Raw genomic sequence first — 26208 nt, forward strand, 5'->3', positions numbered from 1 at the left:
ATTATATATCTGATTGAAGTATTTTACTCAATAATTTTACTACTTTTTACCCACTTTTCCCATTTTACTATAATGACTTCCCTTAGTTTTCTAAATATTATAAAATCAATAGTAAATATTATTTGTGAGATGACACTACGTTTTTTTATAAATGGTTGAGTTCAACATAAAGGAGGAGGGAGAATATTGAAAGCCGAAACCAATCTTCATCATTTAGATCGAGAAACATTAAAGGTACAGCAAGAAATGGAAATTCTTATGGAAAGCTTCCGTGTCATTACCTCAAGCCTCGAATTAGATGACGTACTGAAAAAAATCATGCGTTACGCTAGTGCTATCTTCCGATCTACTGACGCTGGGTACATCCTACTGTTTGATAAGAACTCAGAGAAATTAATCGTGAAGTCATACATCGGATTTAATGATCAAATCAGATCCTTTCGGGTTGGTGTCGGAGAATCGATTGTTGGAAAGGTCTTTAGAGACGGCTGTGTACGATTGATTGGAACAACAAAAGAAATTTATGAAAATATGACAGACTTAAGTGAAGAAAACCATACTATTCTACAAGCCGCTGCAGTATCCACAAGAAAGATTAAATCTCTTTTGTCTGTACCTATTATGTTTGGCGATATACGAATTGGTGTCATGACTCTTCATCGCTTTGAGCGGGAGAAGCTCCCTAGTGAGAGAGATCTTCTACTTCTTGAAAGTTTTGCCTCCCACGTCGCTGTAGCCATTCATAATGCCCAGCTTCACGAAGATGTTCAGAAAAGTCTCGGTGAGGTCACTCATTTATTAACCAAGCTTGAGGAAACAAACCAGCTTTTGCAACAGAGAACAGAAATACATAACCATCTAACACGGTTATCCATAGAAAACAGAGGATTAACATCCATCATTATGGAAATGGATCATTTAATGGAAAAGGGAGTTTTTTATGCAGATTACATCGAGGGCAAGTGTTACCCCTCAGACAATCTGCCTTATGAAAAAATTATTGCTGACCTTTTTCTGCTTTTTATCAATAAAACAAATCCAGCTTATGTATCCATTTCTAAGGATGTTAATCTATCTTTCTATGTGTATCCTATACGATCTGGTTCAGTCTTTTTAGGCTGCCTGATCATAGTGGGAGATGATCCCTTATCAATGACGGATCGGTTAATAGTAGAACAAGGTGCGCCTATCCTAACGCTGGAAATTATAAAAATCAGATCAAAAACTGATATTTTATATCGAAAAACCTTCGAAAACTATCATGAATTCTTGAAAATTAAAAACCCCTTTCAAGCTGAATTGGCAGTCAAGGAGTTAGGGATTGAGACTCAGAGCTTTATTCAAACTGTTGTAATTGAAATGTCCGGAAATGTAGATCAAGATGCCCTTGAAAATGAAACTCGGTCTCTACTCACTCGTTTGAACCGAAACTTACCCGCGGAAAACAGACTAATATCGAGCTATAACAATAAAATTATCCTTTTTTCCACGACCAGTCATGAAAGAGAGCAAGCAAAACTGATTGAATTGATTGAAAAAAATATTGAACGGTGGAACAAAATGTTTACCGTCGCAGCACGGGCTGGAGTCAGTACAGGACTTTACTATCCCGGGCAGGCGGAAGACAATCATAACAAAGCTGAACAAGCGCTTCTGCATCTAAAAAAACAAAGTAAAAATGGCGTTTTCCATTTTCGTGAAATAGGTATTGCCCGTCTATTTTTAAATCATCAATCGAGTGAGATTGAATCATTTTTGGCTGAGACCTTTTCCCTTTTATGGACAGACCAGGAGAAGTATCAAGACCTTTTGGCTACCCTTATAAGCTACGTCCAACATAATCGTTCCATGGTTTCAACAGCCAAGGCTCTTCATATTCATACGAACACACTGTACCATCGCATAAAAAAAATCGAAGACTTGATTGGGGCCGATTATGATAATTTTGAAGATTACCTGAGGGTTCAGCTTGCAGTCTATCTTTATAATGTATTCTATCTTCAGTCCTGACTCATTCTACTCCGACAAGCCCACAGGGTTTTGCGGGCGAATTCTAGAACGATCATCTGAGCTTCTCAGCATTACATGTAATCAAATCATTGTTGGGTCCAACAATTAATTATCTGAAAAATCAAACGATTATCCAATGACTTCTCCCCTTTTGCGCTTTAAAATAAAAATGTATTAACTAACTTGGAGGAGTGTGTTTCTATGAATCGAGAACTTGCTGGCAGTTCAAACAAAAAGCAGATTCTTACCATTTTGTTTATTGGCTGGGTTGTCTTGTATATTGACCGGACTGTCATCAGCCTTGCCGTTGTGCAAATGGGCAAAGATCTGTCCCTTGCGCCTTCGGCTATTGGAATGGTACTCAGCAGCTTTTTTCTTGGTTACGCCTTTATGCAAATTCCGGGCGGGTTTCTTGCAGACCGGTTTGGCTCGCGTAAAGTGATTATCACGGCAGTGCTGGCTTGGTCCGTATTTACAGCATTGACCGGACTGGCATGGTCGTTAGCCTCCTTAATTCTGATTCGCGTACTGTTTGGTTTGGGTGAAGGCTCTTATTCTCCCTCTGCTGCAAAGGCCATTTCAGATTATTTTCCTCGCCACGAAAGGACAAAGGCTCAGTCGACGATGATGTCTTCGAATCCGATTGGCATAGTGATTGCACCTCTGATTTGCGCGCCATTACTTGTTGCGCTCGGTTGGCGTCAGGTGTTCCTGCTGCTGTCTCTGCTTGGGCTGGTTGTCGTGTTCCTTGTTTGGAAATTCTTCCGGAAAAGCAAGCACGATGCTGTGGAAACGAATGAAAGCGTTCCCCAAAGGGAAAAGGGAGCATATAAAGAACTACTTCGGAACTCAATTATATGGAAAATGGTGATTATCTGGTTCGGAATTAGCATCGCTCAATGGGGTTTAACCGCTTGGATGCCGACTTACCTTGTTCAGGCCAAGCATATTAACCTGACTTCTGCCGGATTTCTTACAGCGATTCCAGCACTTGTCTCTGCGGTTGTTGCGTTTTTGAGCGGAAGATTGATTGACAAGCTTGGTGCTTATACGAAAACGGTTGTTATCATAAGCGCGTTAATCGTGGGCTTCTTTGTATACCTTTTAACCGGCGCCTCTAGTGCTTTACAAGCCATTTTATATCAATCTCTTGCTTCAATCGGTATTGCGTTTATGCTATCCTTCGTCTTTTCCTTGCCGCATCGCCTGATGAGAGCCCAAGTAGTCGGAACCGCAGTAGGCATTCTGAACTTCGGCGGGCAATCGGCAGGTATTGCCGCCCCGGCCATTATGGGCTTTCTGATCACCGCTTCTGGTGGTTCCTATACGAGTGCATTCATGTTTGTAATGGGCTGCGCTCTATTGGCTGCTATCGTAGGCGCAACATTGCCAGGCTCGAAATTAGCGGCAAAAGTTGTTGCCGATGAGCATGTAGCCCTATGACGGCTTAAGATTGATAACTAGTTTTACAGATCTAGATGGTAGAAGTAAAAGGAGTGAGCATCATGAATAAAAACGAGCTTATCTCATGGATAGATGGTAATGCGGAGGAGTTTATCCAAATGGCCAAACAGATTTGGGATAAACCGGAAATTGCCTATACGGAGACCTTTGCCTCCTCATTGCAAAAAAAAGTGCTGGAAGAAGCAGGATTTGCTGTGACGTCCGGCATCGGCGGGATTCCGACAGCATTCATTGCGGAATATGGAATCGGGCATCCTATCATCGGATTTTTGGGTGAATTCGATGCGCTGCCTGGATTATCCCAGCAGGTTTGCCCTGAGCAGCAACCCGTTGTTGAAAACGGCCCGGGTCACGGCTGTGGCCATAACCTGCTTGGCACTGCCGGTGTCGCTGCTGTTATCGCGTTGAAAAATCGGATGGCTGATGAGAATATGGCAGGAACGATTCGCTATTATGGCTGTCCCGCCGAAGAGGTGCTGTCAGGCAAAACCTTTATGGCTCGGTCCGGTGCTTTTGACGACCTGGATTGCGCTCTTACCTGGCATCCGGGTTCGGCTAACCAGACGACAAACGTCAGCTTTCGGGCGCTGAGTTCCGTTGAGTTTTATTTTACTGGGCGCACCGCCCATGCGGGTTCTGCCCCCCATCTCGGGCGAAGCGCGTTGGATGCAGTGGAACTGATGAACGTTGGCGCTAACTATTTGCGTGAGCATGTGCCGGACGGATCGCGGATTCATTACACCATCACGAACGGTGGCCAAGCACCGAACATTGTTCCGGGCGATGCAAGTGTCTGGTATTACCTTCGCGGCGAAAACCGCGAGCAAGTGGATAACATGCTTGAACGCCTGATCAAAATAGCACAAGGCGCGGCAATGATGACGGAAACGTCTGTAACATGGGAAATTAAGGCCGGCTGCTATGACACGCTTCCGAATGAGGTGCTGAATGACTTGATGTTTGCGCAAGGCAACGTAATCGGCCCCCTGTCCTTCACAGCTGAAGAGGAACAGTTTGCGCATGAGCTTGCGGCCACCCTTCAACCGAAGGAGTTAGCCGGGAGTCAGCGAATGATCGCCCTGCTTGGCGGCGACAAGGATGAATCACTACAGGCCGAATATTTCAACAACAAAAAGGAATATGGCGAGACTTTCGGTGCATCAACCGATGTCGGCGATGTCACCTGGATTACCCCGGTCGGCCAAATTTTAACCGCCTGCATGCCGGTCGGCGTGGAGGTGCATACTTGGCAGGCGACCGCTTCGTTCGGATCATCGATCGGCATGAAAGGAATGTTATTCGCCGCCAAAGTGATGGCGCTGTCCGGCTACGATCTGTTACATGACCAAGGAGGTATCCTTGCCAAAGCAAAAGCAGAATTTACGAAAAAAACGGATGGAGTTACCTATAAGGCGGGCATTCCTAGCGGAGTACAAGCTCCCGTTAATAGGGCGTTATCTTTAGCGAATTCGGCTACCTGATGTTCTGATAGATTGCTAGGTATGCTGCGGGTTCCCTATTAGTATGATTTAGCATAGTTAAAGGTCAGCAGGATAAATCATAGGGCTGACCTTTTTCGTTTTACTAGTTTCTAGTTTTTACTAACATCAAAAAAGCTGATCAAGGAATCCCCTTAATCAGTTTTTTTGTTTCTTATTTTAGTTGGTTGCTAGTTTAAGAGAACCCGGCATTTCAACATATTTTACGCAGCTATCGCTGATTTTTGCCTTTTATCTTTTCGTGCCCATGCGATCACAATCGCGATGATTAGGGCGAATCCTAAATAGCCCATGGTTGAGTAAACTTTCCCAACCAGTGTGGTGAATCCGACAAGACTTGCGCCAAAACCGAGTAAGCCGGTAACAATGACTGCTGGCTTAAATGATTTCCTTTCTGGTTGAATGAAACGAACCGTAAAGGCGTAGAACATTCCAACCGCTGTGTTGTACATCATACCGAGAAGCGCAATCGCCATCAGCACGCCGACTGCCGGGTGGATTTGGTTAGCCAGCTCAAGTGTTGGCATGGCCACACCACTTACAACATTTATTTTCACAAACATTGCAATATGAATTAATACAATTAAGGCACCTAGCATGATCCCGCCAAAAACTCCCCCCATGCCTGCTACTTTACGGTCTTTAAGGGTTCCACCCATCACAATCAAAAGGGCAGCACCTGCTGCGATATTATACGACACATAGAGGAGGGCACCAATAAACCAATTGGATGCTCCTGACGCTTGTTCTTTTGCTAATGCATCTGCTTCAGCAAAGGATATGTCCATGGTAAAAATAGAATAAATTAAAATGGCAAAGATAATAATCATTAAATACGGTGTCACCATAGCAATTAAATTGATAATATTTTTTACATTTAATAATAAAGTTAAGATGGTGGCTGCTACCATGATGATGCTTCCAATCATCGGATTGATGTCAAACATTTGCTCAAATGTCGAACCAGACCCTGCGAACATGACAACGGCTACACCAAATAAGAAGAACGTAATGAGTACGTCAAAAATGAATCCGATATAACGACCGCCTAAATAATAAATAACACCTTTATGTGATGTTGTTTGTAGGTCTGCCCCCAGCTGTGCAAGCGTGTAACCTAAAAACACGAAGAATGCGGTAGCAACCACTCCGCCAACCGTTCCCCAAATGCCAAAGCTTGTAAAGTACTGCATGATTTCTTGCCCTGAAGCAAAGCCGGCTCCAACGATCAAGCCGACGAAAGCTCCACCGATTTGTAAGCTTTTCTTCACGCGAATCCACCTCCACTATTTGTAATTTTTCTTCGCAACTGTAAATGATTCCACTGCTTCCCGGTCGATTGCATAACCAATTCCTGCTGTTTGCGGCACTTCAATATAACCGTTTGCTGCTACAACCTCAGGCAGGATAATATCTTTTTCCCAATAACGATTGGAGCCCGCTGTGTCTCCAGGTAAAATAAAGTTTGATAGCGTGGTTAAGGCGACATTATGAGCTCGCCCAATACCTGATTCCAACATACCGCCGCACCATACAGGAATGCCATTTGCTTCACAGTAGTCGTGGATTTTTTTGGCTTCTGTTAAACCGCCGACACGGCCGATTTTAATATTTATAATTTTTGTACTGCCAAGCTCAACCGCCTTACGTGCGTCCTCTAAAGAATGAATACTTTCGTCCAAGCAAATAGGGGTGTTTAGCATTTTTTGCAACTGTGAATGATCAATAATATCATCCGATGCTAAAGGCTGTTCAATCATGGTTAAGTCAAATTCATCCAGCTGTTTTAAAAGCTCTGCATCTTCTAAGCGATAGGCGGAGTTTGCATCAGCCATCATGGCCACGTTCGGGAAGTTTTCACGCAATGTACGCATCACATCCACATCCCAGCCCGGCTTTATTTTCACTTTAATCCGTTTGTAGCCTTCCTTCACGTACTCATCCACTAGTGCGACTAAGTCTTCAATTGATTTTTGAATACCAATACTGATGCCGACTTCAATTTTGTCCTTTTTTCCGCCAAGTGCTGAAGCGAGTGATTGATTGGTTTGCTGTGCGTAAATATCCCAAATGGCGCCTTCAATCGTCGATTTTGCCATGTTATTTTTACGAATGGGGGCAAATATTTCACTTACTTCATCGGGATGGTTGATTTCTTTGTTTAAAATTAACGGGATTAAAAAATCCTCCAGCATATGCCAGTTTGTTTGTAATGTTTCTTCGTTATACCAAGGGGAGTGAAATGCTACGGATTCACCCCAGCCAATCGTGCCGTCTTGATCTTTTGCTTCCAATAATAAAAAGTCTTTATTGGTAAATGTACCGAAGCTTGTTGTAAAGGGTGCTTTTAATTTCATTTGTAAATGACGGATGGTAATGTCGGTAATTTTCATTGTGGTTGTCCTCCCAGTGCTAACATTTCTTTTTTGACAAAAATGTATTCATTATAGGTTTCAGCTGGCTGTAAACGAACCGCCGCGTATCCTGCTTTAAATAAGCGTTGGAATAGTGCACGTGTCTGCAAACGCCAGTCCATCGCAAGTTCTCCGCTTGCTGCTTTTAAGGATTGGAAGTCTTTCGGTATCGCCAGTGAATAAGCTGATTGCGTTAGTTCTTGCTCCTTGCCTGCTACGAATACAGGTAAGCTTTCTTCATTAAATGCCAGTGTGTTTAAGGCAGCTGCGTCTTCGATCGTTGGTACATGTTTTTCCACCACATAAGGACTGGTTAAATGCCAGTGCAGTTCAAAGCGGTCTGATGGCAATCCTTGGTTGAAGCCGTCCTGCATTTCTCCATAGCAATTTTCAACATAGGTATCACAAATACCATTCAGTTTGGTTAAGTTTAAGTAACCGTTTCGGGTTTCGAGCGGATCGTACGTCCAGTGCATCCTGTCATATCCTTTTGCAATGGCAATATCCCGCTGTACGCGTTTCAGTTTTTCACCAATGCCTTGTGAACGATACGCTTCGTCAATACCAAGCATATGTGAGCATACATAGGATTTTCCATCACGGAAGCCGGCAAATCCATAGCTGAAGCCGATTAATTGCTCTCCGTCATAGGCACCCACCATAATGCCTCCATTTTTTACTGCCGTTAACGTTTGGTGTGTCGGAATCACTTCGGTGCCCCATACTTTAAACTCAAGCTCTTGAATTTGTTCCATTTCAGCAATTGTTTTTAATTCTCGAATTTCGATCATTTCTATTCGCTTCTTTCTACTTGTTGTAACGCCAGCACTAAGGCTCTTGTGATAATTTGAGCCCCAATTGGAAGACGTTGCCGGTTAAATGTCATCTGTGGATGATGAAGTCCTGGTGTGACACCGCAGCCTAGCCCAAGCATCGTTGTTTGCAGCTGCGGTTTTGAATAAGCATAAAAGTGGAAGTCTTCGCCGCCGGGTGTGACCACTTCTGGTGCGCAGTTTTCTATACCTGCCACATCGATAATCGCTTGCTGCATAATCGATTTTGCCGTGTCATCGACTTGAGCTGCCGCAATATGCGCATCCACCCGGTACTCAATCGATGCGCCGTACATGGTACTTACTGCTGCAGCTACTTTTTCAAATCCGACTGTTAAAGCTTCCATCGTTTCATTATTTTGAGCACGTGCATCCATACTAAATGATGCCGAACCTGGAATAATATTTGTTGCTGTGCCGCCCGCTTGAAGCTGTGTCATTTTAATAGAGGCGGACTGTGTTGGGCTGATCCAAAGACGTTTGATCCCGTCAATTAAAGCCGCTGCTACTTCAATCGCATTGACCCCTTGCTCCGGTCGTGCCCCGTGAGCTTCAACCCCAGTAATCGTTCCGGTAAAAAGCTTCGCTGCCCCGTGATACAATGCCGGCGCATATGTCCCGTCCTGCAATTCAACAAGCGGACGTACATGCGTACCGAATAAAAATTGCAGTGAATCGACCACCCCTTGCCGAACAAGGGCCTTTGCTCCTTGCGCCTTTTCCTCTGCCGGTTGGAAAATGATGCGGACAGCTCCGGGTAAGGTTGGCGCCAGCTCTTTTAGTAAAAGAAAAGTGCCAAGTGCCATCGTCATATGTCCGTCATGCCCACATGAATGATTAGCGCGGAACTGACCGTCTACTTCCTGCCACAGGGCGTCCATATCGGTTCGAAAGCCGACTTTAGGTGTTCCTTTCCCAATGTCTACATATAAACCGGTCATATTTTCAAATGTTTGCGGTTCAAAACCTTCTTGCCTGAGGAGGTTTGCGATATACGCTGTTGTTTCAACCTCACTCCAGCTTACTTCCGGATTCTCATGCAAATGCTCAAAAATCGGTTGTAAACGTTCTGCTAATTGTTGATCTGTCATCTTCTTCAACTCCATCGATCTGCTATAAAACTATTTTGAAAATCATCGAACTTAACACGTTGCGTGTTGTAGTAGTGTGGATCGTAAGTTATCATTCCCGTTACTAATAAATTGAGGAAGGAAATCAGTGCCGGCATCAGATCAATTGTCGACAGCTCAGGTTGTTCTAATATAAAGGCATACGAACAATGCTTGAGAATCGGTGCCAGCCTCGAGTCCGTAACAGCCAGGATCGGTATCCCCCGCTTATGAAGTGTCTCAGCGATTTGAATCGGCTCTTTAAAGTAACGATGCTGAGAAATCACTACGACGATGGAATGTTCATCGATTTCTTGCAGCGTACGAATGAGTTCTGCTGTGTCTGTTTGAACAAGCTTCACATTCGGCCGAAGAAAGTTCATCGTAAAATGCAGCCAATGAGCACCTAACTGTGATGCACCAGCACCAACAATATAGATTTTTTCCGCTTCATGTAATTTACGGGTCGCATCCTTAAACATTTGTTCATTAATTTGTTTAGCAATTCTGATAATTTTAGAGCTATCTTGGCCCATTGCTTTTTCAATAAGACACTGGTCATTGACAAGCTCCTTTTTAGAGGAAACATAAGTTCCAAGCGTACTAATCGTTGTATGGTTAAAAACAAATAGGGTAATTTCTTTTTGCAGCCGGGCATATCCTTCAAGTCCAAGTGCATAGCAGAAACGAATGACCGTGGTTTCGCTGGTCCCGGCTTTCTCACCAACTTCAGCCGCAGAATGCACTCCGATAAATGTGGGGTTATTTAACACAAAGTTCGCCACTTTTTGCTGTGCCTTTGATAGTTCATTAAAATGCATTTCAATCTTATCCTTGATTGTCTGAGTACCCTCCAAAAAGAAGCCTCTCCTTTTATTGGTAATCAAATGAAGTCTAGACTTCATTTATAATGTTTATAAATTTATCACAAATTTATTTAAAAAACAATTAAAATATTCTGACATGTCTGAAGTCTAGGTAGAGTGTTTGAAAATAAACGGAAAAATTCCGTTTAAATTGGTAAATACCCCCATTTCCTTAAAAATAAGGGGAGTTTTTCCGCTTATAGTATCCAAATCGTTGGATTTTGTCTTATTTAGAGCAGCTAATCGGAATATCTCCGCTTATATTTGCTTCTTAAGCTTCCTTTAGATACATTAGCCGGAAATTCTCCGCCTATGAATTCTCATACATACCTATATTGCCTGGGCTTGTCATCGTATCAACCGCTTTACACCTGTTAACGCCCCCTTCCTATTAAGGTTGGTTTCCCATTTTTCCCCACAAAGAAACAAGCCCCATCCCGAGGCTTGTCTCAATTTTTCCCTATCTCCAAATACATAATATGGTACCCGTCCGCTTCATGGACGTTGAAGGAATACCCTTCCGCATCCACTGCTACACTCGCTTTTGCCGTGGTTTTTTGCGTCAAATACCAGCCGCCAATCGTATCGACTTCCTCTGCGCTTAAGTGGGTTCCGAGCAGCTGATTTACTTCAGAAATGGTCACTTTGGCATCTACAATATAGTGCTTTCCCGCCTCTCCATTCCCAGATCCAGCCACAGATACCTTGCGAATCTCGGGCACCTCATCGGCATCAAACTCATCCCGCACCTCGCCCACAATCTCCTCAATGATATCTTCGACCGTCACCAATCCGGAAGTGCCGCCATATTCATCAAGCAGAATCGCCATATGGGTTCGCTCCATTTGCATCCGGATCAACAAATCGTGAATCGGAATCGTTTCAATGATGCGAATAACTGGCTGAATGTAGGATTTTACTTTCCAATTTTGATAGGCACCCTTCTTCATCAGTTTGGAGGTTAAAAACATTTTCACGTTCATAACGCCGATAATATGATCCTTATCCCCTTCCATCACCGGATATCGGGTAAATTTTTCCGCCTTCATCATTTGCACGACATCTTGAATTGAATCTTCAACTGAGAGACAAACCATTTCCGTCCGCGGCACCATGATTTCTTTAGCGATGCGCTCATCAAATTCAAAAATATTATTAACATACTTCCATTCATTTTGGTTAATTTCCCCGCTTTGATAACTTTCCGTCAAAAGAATGCGCAGCTCCTCCTCCGAGTGCGCCAATTCATGTTCGCTCGCAGGCTTTAGCCCAAATAAGCCAACGAGCACGCGGGCGGAACTATTTAGCGCCCAAATAAACGGAAACATGATTTTGTAAAAAAGAATCAACGGCTTAGCGAACAGCAAGGTAATCATTTCGGCCTTCTGAATCGCCACGGTTTTTGGTGCCAATTCCCCTGCAACGACGTGAATAAAGGTAACAACAGCAAAGGCAAGGGCAAACGATACTAGATTTGTAACAGCATCATTCAAATGAAGTGCCGCCAGTAATGGATGAAATAACCTTTCCACCGTCGGTTCCCCGAGCCAGCCCAGTCCCAATGCTGTTACCGTGATGCCAAGCTGGCAGGCTGATAAATATTCATCAAGGTGGGTCACGACCCTATTCGCCGCAACGGCGTTTTTCTTCCCCTCCGCAATCAGCTGATCAATCCGCGATGTCCGTACCTTGACAATGGCAAATTCAATCGCGACGAAGAAGCCGGTTAAAACAATGAGCACCACAATCATCAATAAATTGATTAGCAAACCAACAACCTCCCTTCTAAAAATAACAATCCGAAATCGATGAGGATTCCGGATTGTCTAGGCCTAAATCTATACATTTTCCTCTTCTATTTTTTCGTCTAGTTTCCCTAAATATTTGGCAGCAAACTCTTTTCCGCCGAGGCCGAATGCCAAGCCAAATGCCAGTGCCAGACCACCCAAGACGAGAATGAACGCTGCGTTTACAATCGAGTGGGCGACACCCAATTGGTCTAATGCCATGAACAGGGTAATGGTAAAAATGGCATATTTCGCAATCGCCGCCAACGTGCGCGAGTAGCGCTGCTTTAAGACATTTTGTAACACACGCTCAACTAAATGGCCTAAGTACAAGCCAATTCCTAAAATCACGAGTGCTGCTACTACCATTGGCAGGTAGGCGAGTACTCCTGTTGCCAAGGTAACTAAGAAATCTAAATGAACAATCTGCAAGGCTTCGGAGGTAAATAAGAGCACCACGACAATCTTTGCCAGCAATCCTACCAGTTGCGACAGGGTGTATTTCGATTGTTCCGGAGTTAAGGAGCCGATTCCCATGTGGTGGAAGATATTGTCGAACCGTAAGCGCCAAAGCATTTGCGCGACCATTTTTTCAATCCATTTTCCAAGCCATATTCCAAATAAAATCAACAGAACCGCAGCAACGATGTTTGGAATCAGTGTCATAATCTGATGAAGCATCGCAATCGCCGGCTCCAAGATTCCCTTTAAGTCTAATTTTTCTAAGGCCGTAATAATTGTCGGGATTAAGATGAGGATGAAGACGATATTCCCAATAATGGTGGAAAGATCAGCCTTCTCTAAGCCAACCCGTTCACCGAGGCGATCCGCTCCGATGCTTTTTAAAAAATTCGTTAAAATATCACGGATGATTTTCGCAAGCAACCAGCCGATAAACACAATCAGTGCCGCAGCAAACAGCTTCGGAATTAAACCAAGCATGGTTGACAGCGCATGTGAGAAAGGTTCTGAAATCCCTTCAAGATGCAGTGCCCCCAATACCGCCGGTAAAAATAATAACATGACAAGATAGAAAATGGCTTGAGCGATGCCGTTCACCTTGACTGCCGCATTCGCTTCTTTATCAGTCATTTTCCATTTTACAAGTCTTTGTTCTAAATGAAGCATCGCCGCTCCCTTTTTAAAAAGCATCCGGGCAAAATAAGCAATCACCCAGGCTACTACTAGAATAAGAGCTGCTTTTAGTAGATTCGGAATCGCCGAGGTCAATGTCGACACCATTTCTACAAGCGGTTCAGCAATGATGTTGAGGTGAAGCATATTGAAAAAGAAAATCAGGACGACAACTACTAACAGATAGTAAACCATTTTTCCGATAATCACTTCTGATGCGTATTTCCTTTTTCCAACATTAGAGAACAGCTTGTTATCGAGGTTTGTTTTCCTTAAAGCCTTTTCGACCGCCTTGCCCACCGCTTTTGCCACCAGCCAGCCAACTAATAAGATGAGAAGTGCTAATAGTACGTGGGGAATTCGGTCTGTATATATGTACCAGCCTGCCATCATATTGTGTAATGTCATGTAACATCTCTCCTTTTCGGTAAGTTTGGTAGATGTAATACCCCGTCATGATGGTTTCAAACATTTTCAAAATAATGTTTCATCACCTGATTCACTGGGAATACAATCACCAGTTCGAAATTAAAGGAGGAGTAAACATGAATAAAAAAACACTTCTAACAGGCGGACTGGCGGCACTATTGACATTTGGCGGGTTGGCCGGCTGCGGAGACGGGGTCGACCAGGATAACGGCATTAGTGACGGCGAGCAAAAGGATCAAATTGATAATGATACAAAAAAGGAAGCGAACGACACGTTTAAAGAAGCTAAAGATAATATTGAAGATGCCAAGAATAATATCGAGAGCCAATTAAAAGAGGATGGTATCGGTGACGGCGTCGATCAGGATAATGGCATCAGTGATGGCGAAAAGAAGGATGAAGTGGATAACAATTAGGAAGTTTGCGGGACTTTCTCATAGGGTAATAAACTTATAGAACGAAAAGGAGGAATTTAATATGAACAAGGATAAATTAAAAGGCGATCTAGATCAGGTAAAGGGTGAGGCGAAAGAGCAATGGGGTAAGTTGACGGATGACAAGTCAACCGAAACTGAAGGAAAATGGGATAAAGCAAAGGGTAAACTGCGAGAAGGCGTTGGCGAGGTTAAGGATAAACTGGACTAATGCGGAAAATGTAAAAAGAAGAGGCAGGGAATCCCCATAAAGGGGAGGCCCCGCCTCTTCTTTTTGTTTTGTATAAATACCCCTTTTAATATGACCACGGCTCCCTTCCCCAAAGAAGCCACTAAAAGCTGAAGCGCAAGAACCGTCCCCTGCTTTACTTCAAATTGTTCAAGAAATCAAGGGCGATGTTTGGCATGATGCCGAACAGGACTGACCCTACGACTGCGACGAGCAGGACGACGATGATGCCGAATGGCATGTTCAGCTTGCGGTCGTCAGCTGCCGGACGGAAGAACATTTGTGTCATGACGCCGAAATAGTAGAAGTATGATACGACGGTGGTCGCAATCATAATCGATGCCAGTACGTAATGCGGTGTACCGGCGAAGGCGCCGACAAAGATGTTTAATTTGCCGATAAAGCCAGCTGTGCCCGGGAAGCCTGCCAGGGAAACGAGTAAAATCCCCATAAGGACGGCTAATACCGGTGAGCGGCGGTAAAGGCCGGCAAAGTCAGCAATCTTCGTCGAACCGGATTGCCCTGAAACTACTTGGATTACCGCAAAAGCACCAAGGTTCATTAGCATGTAAGCAAGCAGGTAGAACCAGATGGAATAAACCATATTCGTGCTCAGTGTCGTCAGTGCCACCAGGATATACCCGGCATGGGCGATACTGGAATAGGCAAACATTCGTTTAATATTCGATTGTTTCAAGGCAATGACGTTACCGACAATCATCGTGACTGCAGCAATGACGGCGAGATAATCGTGCATTTTAAACAGGATGCTCTCACCGCTGGCACCCGTTGGCGCGGCGCTGTAGAATACCGCAATTAGGATGCGGATGACGATGACAAAGCCGGCCGTCTTCGAAATGACGCTTAAGAAGGCCGTAACCGGTGTCGGCGCGCCTTGGTACACATCAGGTGCCCACATATGGAACGGTGCCGCTGCCAGTTTGAACGATAAACCGACGAAAATCATTAAGAACGCAAGTCCGAGCAGGTAGGCCTGCTGACCATCTGAAATCGCTGATATTGTCGTCGCAATTTCAAAAAGATTAGTCGAACCCGTCAAGCCGTATACATAGCTCATCCCAAACAACGTGATTGCGGTGGAAATACCGCCATTGATGACGTATTTCATCGCCGATTCATTCGATTGTCTGTTGTGCTTCTTGATGCCCGCTAATATATAGGAAGGAATTGATAACAATTCTAACCCAATAAATAACGTGATTAAGTCACCGCTTGATGTCATAATCATCGTACCAAGCAAGGCCGCTAAGAATAAGTAATAAAACTCGCCTCGATAGTCTTCAAGGCCTTCCTTCGCCTCATAACTAATCGCTAAAAATAATACAAGTGCCGCTCCGACTAGCAGGATGAGTTTAAACGCCTTTCCAAACGCATCAAGCGTGAAGGTATCGTCTAAAATCGATGTCGCTTCCGTGCCGAGCAGGCTGGCTACCGCGATGATGGCCGCTAGCACACCGGCAATCCCGATCCAGCCAAGAATGCGGCGGTCTTGTTTTTTCGGTAAAAATAAATCTAACAATGTCAGTAATGCGATGACGCCAAGGATGATGAACTCAGGCGTCATGACACTCCAGTTAAATGATTTCAATGTCTCTATATCCATCCTTCATCACCCTCCTAACCCTATCATGATCGTTTCAAGTGTAGTTTGCAGCGGAGAGCTTAGAACACTTGGGTAAACCCCGATTAACACGATTAATACCATTAAAACCACGACTGGCACGAACTCGACCCCTTTTAGGTCAAGGACACCGGTAAATTCGCGGTGTGACTTGCCGTAGGTAATGCCGAGGACTGCTCTCAATAAATATGCAGCCGTCATGATAATCCCGATCGTTCCGACAGCAGCTATCCACGGCAATTCTTTGAACAAGCCAAGGAAGGCCATAAACTCGCTGACAAATCCGGACATGCCCGGAAGTCCGAGTGATGCCATCCCGCCGGCCAGCAAGAAGCCTGCGGCAATCGGCATCCCCTTCGCCATGCCGCCAAGGTTTTCCATGAGCGACGTGTCGGTCCGCTCGTAAATGATACCCACCAAGAAGAACAATAAAGCGGAAATCAATCCGTGCGATACCACTTGAAAAATTGCCCCTTGGATCCCAGCTTCGTTTAGCGCTGCAAGTCCAATCAGCACGATTCCCATGTGGGAAATCGATGAATAAGCCAAAACCATTTTAAAATCTGTTTGAATGAACGCTAGGAATGCCCCGTAGAGGAGGTTAATCACGCCAAGGACTGCGATGATGGTCGCAAGCGTTTCAAACTGCTCAGGGAAAATTCCCATTCCAAAACGAATTAAGCCGTAAGCCCCTATTTTTAATAGAATCCCAGAGTGGATCATAACAACGGATGGCGGCGCTTGAACGTGCACCTTCAGCATCCAGCTGTGCAACGGGAAAATTGGCAATTTCACACCAAAAGCAATTAATAGACCAATTAAAAGTCCAAGTTTTAAGTCGCTGGAAAGCGGCGCGCTTGGGTCGGCCATCATTTGGGTTAATAAATCAATATTCGTTGTCCCTGTTTTGGCAAACAGAATCATAATCACAATCAGGAGCACAGCGGAACCTAAACCGTTATAAATTAAGAAGCTGTAAGCTGCCTTTTCTTTTTCAAAATAGCCCCATTTTCCGATTAAGAAGAAAGTCGGAATGAGCGTGATTTCGAAAAAGATGAAGAACAGGATTAAGTTTTCAGCCGTAAAGACACCGAGCATACCGATTTCTAAAAGAAGGAACAGCATAAAATAGCCTTTCCATTCTTTTTTCACAAATTTAGCAGCGGCGATCGCTGATAGTGTTGCGACAATCGCGGTAAGGACTACAAGCAAAAGCTGAAAGCCGCTGAGGCCTAGCTCATAGTACACCGAGTAAATTGGCTCTTGGACGTTCATGCCGCGGAATTGGATCCACGATTTTGAAACCGCAAAGTCTGCGAGATCCTTGCCCCATTGAAAATGGAGATAGGCAGCCAAGGCCAGCAATAATGCCGGCAGTGTCGCAAGAAAGCCAACAAGCTTAATCGCTTTTTCAGCCATTTTCGGCAAAAACGCTAAAACGATGATTCCTAGTAAAGGGGAGAATACTAGGATTGATAGAACGGAATGCAAATTCATCGTAAGTACCCCCCTGTTAACGCAAAGATGACGGCGAGCAGTGCCAGTCCGATGAAGGCGACTGCGCCATAGGTTTGAACCTGGCCGGATTGCATTTTCGAACCGGTCGCCCCAAGTCCCTGGACAATTCCAACCACGCCTTTGACAAGTCCCTCGACGATGAAGACATCGATAAATCGTAGGAAATAGCTGAATGCTCTTGTCGCAGCGATGATGGTCATTTGATAAAACTCATCCACATAGTATTTGTTCAGTAAAATCGTGTGCAAGGTGTCACCCGTACCGCTCAACCAGTTGCGGGCGATGCTGCGTTTGTTGTACATCAAGTAGGCAAGGTAGATTCCCGCTAAGGAAACAACGGTTGCCGCGATCATGATCCAAACAGGACCTTCCACGTGACCGTGGCCAAGGGCAGGGTTGCCGTCGACGAGCCAGTCGCCAAGGAACGAGCCGAACCATGGTGTGTTCACATAACCGGCGATGATGGCTAGGACGCCGAGCAGAATCATCGGGTATGTCATATTGCTTGGCGATTCGTGTACATTCTTTTGATTGCCGCGTGCTTCACCGGTGAAGACCATGAAGAACAAGCGGAACATATAAAATGCGGTCATGAATGCTGCGATTAGTGCAAGCAAGAAAAGAACCGGATGTCCGCCTTCCCAGGCCGCAACTAAAATTTCATCTTTACTGAAGAATCCGGATAGCCCCGGCACACCGCTGATGGCGAGTGTTCCGATTAAGAATAACGGCCCGGTCAGCTTTAATTTTTTCCAAAGACCGCCCATTTCCTCGATATTCTGCGTATGAACCGCATGGATCACGGAACCAGCCGCAAGGAACAGAAGCGCCTTGAAGAATGCGTGTGTCATCAAATGGAACACACCAGCCACGTACCCGGCGGAACCGAGTGCAAGCATCATGTAGCCGAGCTGTGAGACGGTCGAGTAAGCGAGTACTCTTTTTATATCGGTTTGCACAAGACCGATGCTTGCCGCAAAAATGGCGGTAATCGCCCCAATAACGGCAATGGTGAGCAGCGCCGTTTTGCTAGCCGCGAACAACGGAAATAGGGCAGCGACTAAATAGACCCCGGCAGCAACCATCGTTGCGGCGTGGATTAAGGCCGAAACAGGTGTTGGACCTTCCATCGCATCCGGAAGCCATGTGTGAAGCGGGAACTGACCTGATTTCCCGACTGCTCCTATAAAAATTAAGATCGCTGTTAAGGTAATCATCGTTTGCGATACAGCACCGGCGTCAACAGCCGCGAAAATCTCACTGTATTCAAATGATTTGGTTTGCCAGAAGAGCAGGATCATGCCGATGAACAGTCCAACGTCCCCGATACGGGTCATGATGAATGCCTTTTTGGCAGCGGCCTTTGCTTCTTCTTTGTAATAATAAAAACCGATTAATAGGAAGGAACCAACACCAACAAGCTCCCAGAAAATATAAGTTTGCAGCAGGTTTGGCGAAATTACCAGACCGAGCATGGCAAACGTAAATAATCCTAAATAGGCATAGAATACTGGGAACCGCTCATCTCCATGCATGTACCCTTTGGAGTAGGTATGTACTAAGAAACTTACGAGCGATACGATAAACAGCATCAATGCATTTAATTGATTCACTTCAAAGCCCGCTGTTAGATGCAGATCTCCTATCGTGAGCCAGTCGAACTTTGTAATGTAGGTTGGCTCTGAAAAGCGCTCAAATAACACCAAAATCGAATAGATAAGCGAGGCCAATGCGAAGAGAATCCCCACATATGCGCTCGCCTCCTTCAATCGCTTACCGAATAGAAGAAGGATCAAAAACGATAATAGCGGGAAAAGCGGTATGAGCCATGCATTTTCCATCATTATCACTATCCCCTTTAATGGTGCCTGACACCCTTTACCACTCTCGTGTAGGAGAAATGGTGTCAGGCACCCAAAGTTGTCTGTCTAGTTTTTCATTGTGTCCATTTCGTCGATGTTGACGGTTTTCTTGCTGCGGTAAAGCGAAATTAGAATCGCTAGTCCGACAGCGGCTTCGGCTGCAGCCACACAGATGGCAAACAGGGCGAAGATTTGACCTGTAATGGATGGGTTTAATCCATATTTGCTGAAGGTAACCAGGTTAATATTGACGGCATTCAGCATCAATTCAATCGAAATCAACACGATTACGGTATTTTTCTTCGTTAACGCACCGTATAATCCGATGCAGAATAATATCAGTGCAAGCGCCAGGAAGGCTGAAGCGGGAACTGAACTCATTCCTTATCCGCCTCCTTCTTCTCTGTTTTTGCCAAAATAATCGAACCAACTAAGGCCGCTAATAGTAATACAGATGTTAACTCAAACGGAATAATATATTTAGAGTAAAGTGCTTCCCCAATTTGCATCGTATTGTTTTCGTGCAGTGTCGTCGGAACTTGGTCGATATTGAAATTATAAATCCCAATGTAGACGGCAAAGGCAAAGCCGACAATTCCTAAAAACAAAAGAAGCTTTCTCCATTTACCCGTTTTGGGTTCACTCTCGTCATCATGCTTCGTTAACATGATGCCAAATAGCATGATAATTGTGATCGCACCTGAATAAATCAAGATTTGCACGGCTGCCACGAATTCTGCGGAAAGCAGTACATAGATGCCGGCGATGGCGACGAAAGTGAAGATGAGGGCAACGACCATATGAACGACTTTGTTTAGGTTCAATAGAAGCACGCCGCCGATAATCGCAACAAGTGCGAGTCCCATAAAAGCGAGGAATTCGCCTGAAATTGTCATGCTTTATTCACCTGCCGTATGTTTTCGTCGTTTTCATCCAGCCATTCCAGATTTTTAAATAACATGTCCCGGCTATATTCAGCGAGCTCAAAGTTATTGGTCATGATAATGGCTTCTGTTGGGCAAACCTCCGTACATAGGTCACAAAGGATGCAAATTTCGAAGTTGATATCGTATGTGTCGATAATTTTTCCCTTTTTCGTTGGATCCGGATGCTTCTTACCCGTTAATTGAATACAATCTGTCGGGCAAATCTGCGCACACTGATTACATACAATACACTTCTCCGGATAAAACTTTTGAATCCCGCGGAAGCGGTCTGGCAGCGGAAGCGGCTCGTTTGGATAATCATACGTAACCTTCTCGCGTGATAATTGTTTAAGGGTATATTTCAAGCCTTTAAATACTCCAAGCACGTTTTTCACCCCTTTTACAGTCTAAAGATTGTTATTGGTGTCAGGCACCATTCCTACCACTTTCACAGTGTAAATGCAGTTATTGGTGTCAGGCACCAATTAGAAAAATAAGGATTTTAGCAATGCGGTTAGGAAGATGTTTGCCAGGGCGACCGGCAATAATACTTTCCAACCAAATTCCATGAGTCTGTCGGCACGGAAACGCGGCAGTGTGCTGCGAATCCAGAAATAAACGAAGACAACCGTACAAAATTTAAGGGCAAACCAGACTGCGCCTGGGATAAAGCCAAGGAACGCAAATGGCGGCAGCCAGCCCCCAAGGAATACCACCGTAATCAGAGTCGACATCCCGAAGACATACACATACTCTGAAAGCATGAAGAACGCCCAGCGGAATCCAGCATACTCTACGAAGTATCCGGCTACCAGTTCGTTTTCCGATTCTGGTAAGTCAAATGGCGTCCGGTTTAATTCGGCAATCGATGCGATAAAAAAGACGATAAAGCCAATCGGCTGCAAGAGAATAAACCAGCCATGCTTTTGCTGCATCACAATATCATTTAAATTTAAGCTTCCTGAGAGTAAAATAACCCCAAGGACAGCCATGACCAGCGGAATTTCATACGAAATCATCTGTGCCGCGGCCCGCATGCCCCCTAAGAGTGCATACTTGTTATTCGACGCCCAGCCGCCCAAAACCATCCCAAAGACGGTTAAACCGGAAACGGCAATATAGTACAGCAAGCCGACACCAATATCGGCAAACTGAAACTTATCGGTAAACGGCAATGTTGCCAGTACCAAAAACGATGGCGCAAACGCAATGACCGGTGCCAGAATAAATAATGGCTTGTCAGCTGCCTTCGGAATAATATCCTCTTTTAGTAACAGCTTCAAAACGTCAGCGACAGTTTGCAGCAACCCAAATCGTCCGCCCAGTTGGTTCGGACCGTGCCGCAGCTGCATGTAACCCATTACTTTCCGTTCTGCTAAAATTCCGTAGGTAACGAAGCCTAATACGACTAAAAGCAAGACCACTCCGAGTAAAAAGAAGATCCCAAAATTGGCCCAGCCGGGACTTGAATGGAGCAAATCTTCCATCATTAGCCGTCCACCTCCCCAAGGACAATGTCAATTGCCCCTAAAATAGCAATCAGATTTGCAATATTTTCGCCTACTAATAGTTTCGGGAGAATTTGCAGATTATAGAATGATGGTCTTCTAAACTTCAAGCGGTACGGTTCTTTTTTTCCATCGCTGGCAATATAGCAGCCAATTTCCCCACGCGGTGATTCAATGCGGACAAACGCTTCCCCTTTTGGAGCCTTAATGATTTTCGGAACCTTTGCAAGAATTTCTCCTTCAGACGGAAATTGCGCTACCGCCTGCTCAAGAATCCTGAGCGATTGTTCAATCTCGGCAAGACGAAGATTATAACGTGCCAAACAATCGCCTTCCTCCGCTGTCGGAACATCAAAATCAAAACGGTCGTAAATCGAATACGGCTCATCTTTACGCAGATCCCATTTTACCCCGGTACAACGCAAATTTGGCCCGCTCAGCGAGTATTGGATTGCCTCTTCTTTCGTGTAGCGGCCAATCCCTTTTACCCTGTCTAAAAAGATTTCGTTACCGCTGACAAGCGTGTGATAGCCTGCAAGCTGCTCGCGCATATAAGGGATAAAATCTCTCAGCCTGTCAATCCAGCCTTCAGGTGCATCCCACTTCACGCCGCCCACACGCATATAGTTAAACGTCAACCGTGCACCCGATAACTCATTCAGCATATTGATAATCATTTCGCGGTCACGGAAGGCATAGATGAATGGGCTTGTCGCACCAAGGTCAAGGATGTACGTGCCCCAAGCAACAAGGTGACTGGCGACACGTCCGAGCTCCATGGCAATCACGCGCAGATATTCCGCACGTTCCGGCACTTGAGTCCCCATCATCGTTTCAACAGCATGACAAAGTATATAGTTATTGGTCATCGCTGACAGATAGTCCATCCGGTCTGTATAAGGAATAATCTGCGTATACTGCAGGTTTTCCGCTAACTTTTCCGTTCCGCGGTGTAAATAACCGATGACAGGCGTTGCTTCCGTGATGATTTCCCCATCGATTTTAATGACAAGCCGGAATACTCCGTGCGTACTAGGATGCTGTGGACCGACGTTTAGTAACATTTCTTCTGTTCTGATCATTGGTTACACCTCCACATCATACTGTTCATAATCTTTACGCAGTGGATGGCCAACCCAATCTTCCCCAAGCAGGATCCGATGTAAATTCGGATGTCCAATAAACTTAATTCCAAGTAAATCAAATGCTTCACATTCAGGCCAGTTTGCTCCGGCCCAAATTGGCTGCAAGGACTCGATTGTTGGTTCATCGCGGTCAATCTTCACTTTTAACGCCACCGATTGGCGATTTTTGTATGAGTATAAGTGAACATAGACTTCCATATGTGTCTCAAAATCCGATCCATGCAGCTCAGATAGATAATCAAACCCAAGCAACTCATTATATTTTAAAAATTGAGCCACTTTAAAATATGTATCACGCTTTGCCACAAGTGTCGGAACATCTTTGGATAGTTTATTAATATAAGAATCTTCTAAAACATCAGAACCTAAGTTTTCGGCAATCACTTTCACATACTTATCTAAGAATGGCTGATTTGCTGATGGTGCTGCCGCTTCCGCTTCGGATGCTGCTGTATCGCCTGCTTTTCCGCCAGCTGCCGCCTTGGCTTTCGCCGCCGCTGCTGCTTTCGCTTTCGCCTTTGCTGCTGCGATGGCTTTCGCTTTCTCATCATCGCCGCCAGCTGCTGAAGCGTCCGAACCAGCTCCTGCTCCGGCTGCTTTTGCTTTTGCCGCTGCCGCCGCTTTGGCCTTTGCTACCGCTACTGCCTTGGCCTTCGCTGCTGCTGCCGCTTTTGCCTTCGCATCGTCACCTGTTGCGGCGCTGTCTTCTTCGGCCGCTGATGCCGGGGCGTCGCTGCCTGCTAACTCCATTGCTTTCTTTTTGGCTGCTGCCGCTGCTTTCGCCTTTGCGACCGCTGCTGCCTTTTTCTTCGCCAGGTCATCCGCATCGTTTACTGCTGGCGTTTCCGGTTCTGCTGCCGGGGCATCTTCGCTTGCCGCAGCATTACCTCCAGCCAGTTCCATCGCCTTTCGCTTCGCTGCCGCCGCTGCTTTTGCCTTTGCGACCGCTGCTGCTTTTTTCTTCGCTAGGTCATCCGCATCGTCTGCCGCCGGTGTTTCCACTACTGGTGGTGCCGTTTGCATTGATTCTGCCTCTGGTGCAGCTTCGTCCGCAATGCCTTCCCGTTTCTTCTTCGCCAGTGCAGCTGCCTTCGCTTTTGCTGCCGCTGCTGCTTTCTTCTTGGCTAAATCAGCATCATCTGGTGCATTTGCGGCCGGTGTTTCAACTTTTTCCGGTTCTGCAGCCGGCTTCGGTGCTTCCGCTTTCTGCTCCTGGGCGCCAGATTCCTTCGCCTTACGCTTTGCTAATGCCGCAGCTTTAGCCTTTTCAGCGGCTTCTCTCTTTAATTGATCGAGATCTTTTTCCCCGCTCATTTGTTAAATCACCTTCTTCCCAGTCTTCGCTTCATAACGAATTTTCCCTTTTAATTTATTAATCCCATAAATTAATGCGGCCGGGTTTGGCGGGCATCCAGGAATATATACATCCACAGGCACGATTTGATCGACACCCTTCACAACGGAATACGATTTGACATATGGGCCGCCGGCTGTTGCACAAGATCCCATCGCAATTACCCATTTTGGCTCTGGCATTTGATCATATAAACGTCGCAAAATCGGAGCCATTTTCTTCGTCACCGTTCCCGAAACAATCATACAATCCGATTGTCTTGGAGATGTTCGAAAAATCGTCCCAGAGCGGTCAAGGTCATAGTTTGCGCCACCTGTACCCATCATTTCAATCGCACAACAAGCCAGACCAAATGTCATTGGCCACAAGGAATTACTCCGTGCCCAACCCTTAATTTGCTCTAGCGTCGCGAAAAATACATTTCTTTCTAACTCTCTGATTTCCTGAGGCGATAAGTCTTCTAGTTTTAAGTCCATCGTAGCACCTTCTTTTTCCAAGCATACACTAAGCCGATTAATAGCATCACTACGAAAATCAACATTTCGACGAGTGCAAAAATGCCTAGTTTATCGTAAGCAACAGCCCATGGATATAAAAACACCGTTTCTACATCAAAAATAACAAACATCAGGGCAAAAATATAATAGCGGACATTGAACTGTACACGGGAATCGTGAAAAGGCTCAATACCGCTCTCATATGTGGTATACTTCGCTTCGCTAGGTTTAAACGGACGCAGAAGTTTCCCCAAATATAATGCCACCACAGGCAGCAGCACCCCGAGACATAGAAACACAAAAACTATCAGGTAATTATTCTGATATACATTTAGAAGTTCCATGTCTATCCCCTCCAATGTTGTAAATTTTCATACTTATGAATATTGTAACCGAATTCATTATAGCATTGTTACAAACCCCTGTCGACAAGCCATTTACTTAAAATTGGGATTCTATCCGCCGCGGAAATTCCCCATTTTAAGACTCTTGAGAGCTCGCTCTCAAAAGAGGCTTAAAATGGGGAATTTTTGCAAGCCGAAGCGTCAGCGGAGGCGTAGGATGCGCTAGCATCCGGCGGTAGAATTCCAATTTACACCCAAACTAGTGAGTCGACAAGGGGTCCCCACCCCCTGAGCGTTTGCGTGATCTCGAAGAATTACCTCCTGTAATTGCCTCAGAGATGACGCAAGAGCGAACCGTTCGATACTATTCTAAAGAGGTGCGAACTTGGGCACGTGATCTGCAGCCTCAGCGGAAGATGACGTGCATGAAACAGGGTTCGCAAGATCCCCATATGCTCACTAAATTCGACAACAACACCTATTTAATAACAAATTACGAACCATGTCAGTGAGGTTTGTCATTAATTCAAACAGCTTTTTGGAAAAATAAAGTACCTAAACGCAATGCGTATCCACTGTTTCCCCTACCATCATATGCATAATTGTCCATATCATGCCCTTTACGCCAAAACTAGTCCTTTTCTACCACCCAAAAGCCACCCCCAAAACGAACACAAAGACCCCTCGAGCCAGCACAAAATTGTACTGCCACGAGGGGTCTTATTTTTATTAGAATTGTCCAGCTCCAAGCGCCGATAAACTGGCGCCTTACGCTTTTCGTATTAAATTCTATGTTCCGATACGTTAAGGCGATTGATGGCGCGGCGCATCGCTAGCTCAGCACGTCTGAAATCGATATGCTCAAGCTTCTGCTCTTTCAAACGCTGCTCTGCACGTTCCTTCGCTCTTTGGGCACGTTCCACATCAATATGCTCGGATGTTTCAGCTGCTTGGGCAAGAATTGTCACTTGATCGGGACGAACCTCTAAAAAGCCGCCGCTGACCGCGATAAACTCTGTCTTACCATCCTTCTTCAGGCGGACAGCACCAATTTCAAGCGGCGCTACCATCGGAATGTGTCCAGGTAAAATTCCCAGCTCACCACTCTGAGCCTTCGTACTCACCATTTCCACATCTGATTCATACACCGGGCCATCGGGAGTAACAACACTGACTTTAATCGTCTTCATTTTTTACCCTCCCC

The 26208-nt window shown here is 45.1% G+C and carries 24 protein-coding genes; 5 read left to right on the top strand and 19 right to left on the bottom strand.

The annotated features are described in order from the left end of the window. Positions 1-186 precede the first annotated feature (186 nt). The 3 genes from BABA_RS15385 (at position 187) to BABA_RS15395 (ending at position 4955) form a co-directional block, all read left to right on the top strand. Entirely contained in the window at positions 187-2010 is a 1824-nt protein-coding gene (locus tag BABA_RS15385; RefSeq protein WP_007086129.1) for a helix-turn-helix domain-containing protein, read from the top strand. A 201-nt stretch (positions 2011-2211) separates the two neighbouring features. Continuing rightward, positions 2212-3453: an MFS transporter gene (locus BABA_RS15390; protein WP_007086130.1), complete on the top strand. Its 1242-nt coding sequence runs from the start codon at positions 2212-2214 to the stop codon at positions 3451-3453. A gap of 62 nt (positions 3454-3515) precedes the next feature. Next, positions 3516-4955, top strand: coding sequence for an amidohydrolase (locus BABA_RS15395; RefSeq protein WP_007086131.1), 1440 nt, complete (start codon positions 3516-3518; stop codon positions 4953-4955). Between the two features lie 221 nt (positions 4956-5176). Here BABA_RS15395 and BABA_RS15400 read toward each other — a convergent pair whose 3' ends face one another. From BABA_RS15400 to BABA_RS15430, 7 genes are all read right to left on the bottom strand, one after another. Further along, positions 5177-6244, bottom strand: a complete 1068-nt coding sequence (locus tag BABA_RS15400; protein WP_007086132.1) for a YkvI family membrane protein — start codon at positions 6242-6244, stop codon at positions 5177-5179. 15 nt (positions 6245-6259) lie between these two features. Next, positions 6260-7366: an o-succinylbenzoate synthase gene (menC, locus tag BABA_RS15405; protein WP_007086133.1), complete on the bottom strand. Its 1107-nt coding sequence runs from the start codon at positions 7364-7366 to the stop codon at positions 6260-6262. Then, positions 7363-8178: a GNAT family N-acetyltransferase gene (locus BABA_RS15410; protein WP_007086134.1), complete on the bottom strand. Its 816-nt coding sequence runs from the start codon at positions 8176-8178 to the stop codon at positions 7363-7365. Before BABA_RS15410 ends, menC begins: the two co-directional genes overlap by 4 nt. Before the next feature lie 2 nt (positions 8179-8180). Beyond that, positions 8181-9311 (bottom strand): M20 peptidase aminoacylase family protein, encoded by a 1131-nt coding sequence (locus BABA_RS15415; protein ID WP_007086135.1) that lies wholly within the window; start codon positions 9309-9311, stop codon positions 8181-8183. A 5-nt stretch (positions 9312-9316) separates the two neighbouring features. After that, complete coding sequence (locus BABA_RS15420) at positions 9317-10186, bottom strand: MurR/RpiR family transcriptional regulator (protein WP_007086136.1); 870 nt, start codon at positions 10184-10186, stop codon at positions 9317-9319. Between the two features lie 458 nt (positions 10187-10644). After that, positions 10645-11946 (bottom strand): hemolysin family protein, encoded by a 1302-nt coding sequence (locus BABA_RS15425; protein WP_040346589.1) that lies wholly within the window; start codon positions 11944-11946, stop codon positions 10645-10647. A gap of 87 nt (positions 11947-12033) precedes the next feature. Beyond that, entirely contained in the window at positions 12034-13524 is a 1491-nt protein-coding gene (locus BABA_RS15430) for a mechanosensitive ion channel (protein ID WP_007086138.1), read from the bottom strand. Between the two features lie 137 nt (positions 13525-13661). Here BABA_RS15430 and BABA_RS15435 point away from each other — a divergent pair, with 137 nt between their 5' ends. Further along, entirely contained in the window at positions 13662-13961 is a 300-nt protein-coding gene (locus BABA_RS15435; RefSeq protein ID WP_007086139.1) for a hypothetical protein, read from the top strand. Between the two features lie 61 nt (positions 13962-14022). Then, the gene (locus BABA_RS15440; RefSeq protein WP_007086140.1) at positions 14023-14190 is read left to right on the top strand and encodes a CsbD family protein; all 168 of its coding nucleotides are present in this window, start codon (positions 14023-14025) and stop codon (positions 14188-14190) included. A gap of 154 nt (positions 14191-14344) precedes the next feature. Here the strand turns inward: BABA_RS15440 and nuoN are convergent, their stop codons facing one another. From nuoN to BABA_RS15500, 12 genes are all read right to left on the bottom strand, one after another. After that, positions 14345-15832, bottom strand: coding sequence for an NADH-quinone oxidoreductase subunit NuoN (gene nuoN, locus BABA_RS15445; protein WP_007086141.1), 1488 nt, complete (start codon positions 15830-15832; stop codon positions 14345-14347). A gap of 6 nt (positions 15833-15838) precedes the next feature. After that, positions 15839-17347: an NADH-quinone oxidoreductase subunit M gene (locus BABA_RS15450; protein ID WP_007086142.1), complete on the bottom strand. Its 1509-nt coding sequence runs from the start codon at positions 17345-17347 to the stop codon at positions 15839-15841. Further along, positions 17344-19212, bottom strand: coding sequence for an NADH-quinone oxidoreductase subunit L (gene nuoL / locus BABA_RS15455; protein ID WP_007086143.1), 1869 nt, complete (start codon positions 19210-19212; stop codon positions 17344-17346). The genes BABA_RS15450 and nuoL overlap by 4 nt, the downstream gene beginning before the upstream one ends. An 84-nt stretch (positions 19213-19296) precedes the next feature. Beyond that, the gene (nuoK, locus tag BABA_RS15460) at positions 19297-19611 is read right to left on the bottom strand and encodes an NADH-quinone oxidoreductase subunit NuoK (RefSeq protein ID WP_007086144.1); all 315 of its coding nucleotides are present in this window, start codon (positions 19609-19611) and stop codon (positions 19297-19299) included. After that, positions 19608-20126 carry an NADH-quinone oxidoreductase subunit J gene (locus BABA_RS15465; protein WP_007086145.1) on the bottom strand — a complete coding sequence of 173 codons (519 nt, stop codon included), beginning with the start codon at positions 20124-20126 and terminating at the stop codon, positions 19608-19610. Before BABA_RS15465 ends, nuoK begins: the two co-directional genes overlap by 4 nt. Beyond that, the gene (nuoI, locus tag BABA_RS15470) at positions 20123-20542 is read right to left on the bottom strand and encodes an NADH-quinone oxidoreductase subunit NuoI (RefSeq protein ID WP_007086146.1); all 420 of its coding nucleotides are present in this window, start codon (positions 20540-20542) and stop codon (positions 20123-20125) included. The genes BABA_RS15465 and nuoI overlap by 4 nt, the downstream gene beginning before the upstream one ends. Before the next feature lie 99 nt (positions 20543-20641). Further along, positions 20642-21646, bottom strand: coding sequence for an NADH-quinone oxidoreductase subunit NuoH (gene nuoH / locus BABA_RS15475; protein WP_007086147.1), 1005 nt, complete (start codon positions 21644-21646; stop codon positions 20642-20644). After that, on the bottom strand, positions 21646-22746 hold the full coding sequence (locus tag BABA_RS15480) for an NADH-quinone oxidoreductase subunit D (RefSeq protein WP_007086148.1): 1101 nt from the start codon (positions 22744-22746) through the stop codon (positions 21646-21648). The genes nuoH and BABA_RS15480 overlap by 1 nt, the downstream gene beginning before the upstream one ends. A gap of 3 nt (positions 22747-22749) precedes the next feature. After that, positions 22750-24123, bottom strand: a complete 1374-nt coding sequence (locus BABA_RS15485; protein WP_007086149.1) for an NADH-quinone oxidoreductase subunit C — start codon at positions 24121-24123, stop codon at positions 22750-22752. 3 nt (positions 24124-24126) lie between these two features. Continuing rightward, positions 24127-24639 carry a NuoB/complex I 20 kDa subunit family protein gene (locus tag BABA_RS15490; protein WP_007086150.1) on the bottom strand — a complete coding sequence of 171 codons (513 nt, stop codon included), beginning with the start codon at positions 24637-24639 and terminating at the stop codon, positions 24127-24129. Then, entirely contained in the window at positions 24630-25004 is a 375-nt protein-coding gene (locus BABA_RS15495; protein WP_007086151.1) for an NADH-quinone oxidoreductase subunit A, read from the bottom strand. The genes BABA_RS15490 and BABA_RS15495 overlap by 10 nt, the downstream gene beginning before the upstream one ends. A gap of 782 nt (positions 25005-25786) precedes the next feature. Continuing rightward, on the bottom strand, positions 25787-26194 hold the full coding sequence (locus tag BABA_RS15500) for a F0F1 ATP synthase subunit epsilon (RefSeq protein WP_007086152.1): 408 nt from the start codon (positions 26192-26194) through the stop codon (positions 25787-25789). Positions 26195-26208 lie beyond the last annotated feature (14 nt).

It is taken from the genome of Neobacillus bataviensis LMG 21833 (assembly GCF_000307875.1).
Lineage (GTDB): Bacteria > Bacillota > Bacilli > Bacillales > Cytobacillaceae > Neobacillus > Neobacillus bataviensis.

Bases quoted from the DNA above. Each gene is read 5' to 3' on its own strand.
- BABA_RS15500 (WP_007086152.1), bottom strand. From the start codon at position 26,194: ATGAAGACGATTAAAGTCAGTGTTGTTACTCCCGATGGCCCGGTGTAT.
- BABA_RS15480 (WP_007086148.1), bottom strand. From the start codon at position 22,746: ATGATCAGAACAGAAGAAATGTTACTAAACGTCGGTCCACAGCATCCT.
- BABA_RS15395 (WP_007086131.1), top strand. From the start codon at position 3,516: ATGAATAAAAACGAGCTTATCTCATGGATAGATGGTAATGCGGAGGAG.
- BABA_RS15425 (WP_040346589.1), bottom strand. From the start codon at position 11,946: ATGATTGTGGTGCTCATTGTTTTAACCGGCTTCTTCGTCGCGATTGAA.
- BABA_RS15440 (WP_007086140.1), top strand. From the start codon at position 14,023: ATGAACAAGGATAAATTAAAAGGCGATCTAGATCAGGTAAAGGGTGAG.
- BABA_RS15430 (WP_007086138.1), bottom strand. From the start codon at position 13,524: ATGACATTACACAATATGATGGCAGGCTGGTACATATATACAGACCGA.
- BABA_RS15465 (WP_007086145.1), bottom strand. From the start codon at position 20,126: ATGACAATTTCAGGCGAATTCCTCGCTTTTATGGGACTCGCACTTGTT.
- BABA_RS15435 (WP_007086139.1), top strand. From the start codon at position 13,662: ATGAATAAAAAAACACTTCTAACAGGCGGACTGGCGGCACTATTGACA.
- menC (WP_007086133.1), bottom strand. From the start codon at position 7,366: ATGAAAATTACCGACATTACCATCCGTCATTTACAAATGAAATTAAAA.
- BABA_RS15410 (WP_007086134.1), bottom strand. From the start codon at position 8,178: ATGATCGAAATTCGAGAATTAAAAACAATTGCTGAAATGGAACAAATT.
- BABA_RS15390 (WP_007086130.1), top strand. From the start codon at position 2,212: ATGAATCGAGAACTTGCTGGCAGTTCAAACAAAAAGCAGATTCTTACC.
- BABA_RS15495 (WP_007086151.1), bottom strand. From the start codon at position 25,004: ATGGAACTTCTAAATGTATATCAGAATAATTACCTGATAGTTTTTGTG.
- BABA_RS15415 (WP_007086135.1), bottom strand. From the start codon at position 9,311: ATGACAGATCAACAATTAGCAGAACGTTTACAACCGATTTTTGAGCAT.
- BABA_RS15450 (WP_007086142.1), bottom strand. From the start codon at position 17,347: ATGAATTTGCATTCCGTTCTATCAATCCTAGTATTCTCCCCTTTACTA.
- BABA_RS15485 (WP_007086149.1), bottom strand. From the start codon at position 24,123: ATGAGCGGGGAAAAAGATCTCGATCAATTAAAGAGAGAAGCCGCTGAA.
- nuoH (WP_007086147.1), bottom strand. From the start codon at position 21,646: ATGATGGAAGATTTGCTCCATTCAAGTCCCGGCTGGGCCAATTTTGGG.
- nuoL (WP_007086143.1), bottom strand. From the start codon at position 19,212: ATGATGGAAAATGCATGGCTCATACCGCTTTTCCCGCTATTATCGTTT.
- nuoK (WP_007086144.1), bottom strand. From the start codon at position 19,611: ATGAGTTCAGTTCCCGCTTCAGCCTTCCTGGCGCTTGCACTGATATTA.
- nuoN (WP_007086141.1), bottom strand. From the start codon at position 15,832: ATGGATATAGAGACATTGAAATCATTTAACTGGAGTGTCATGACGCCT.
- BABA_RS15490 (WP_007086150.1), bottom strand. From the start codon at position 24,639: ATGGACTTAAAACTAGAAGACTTATCGCCTCAGGAAATCAGAGAGTTA.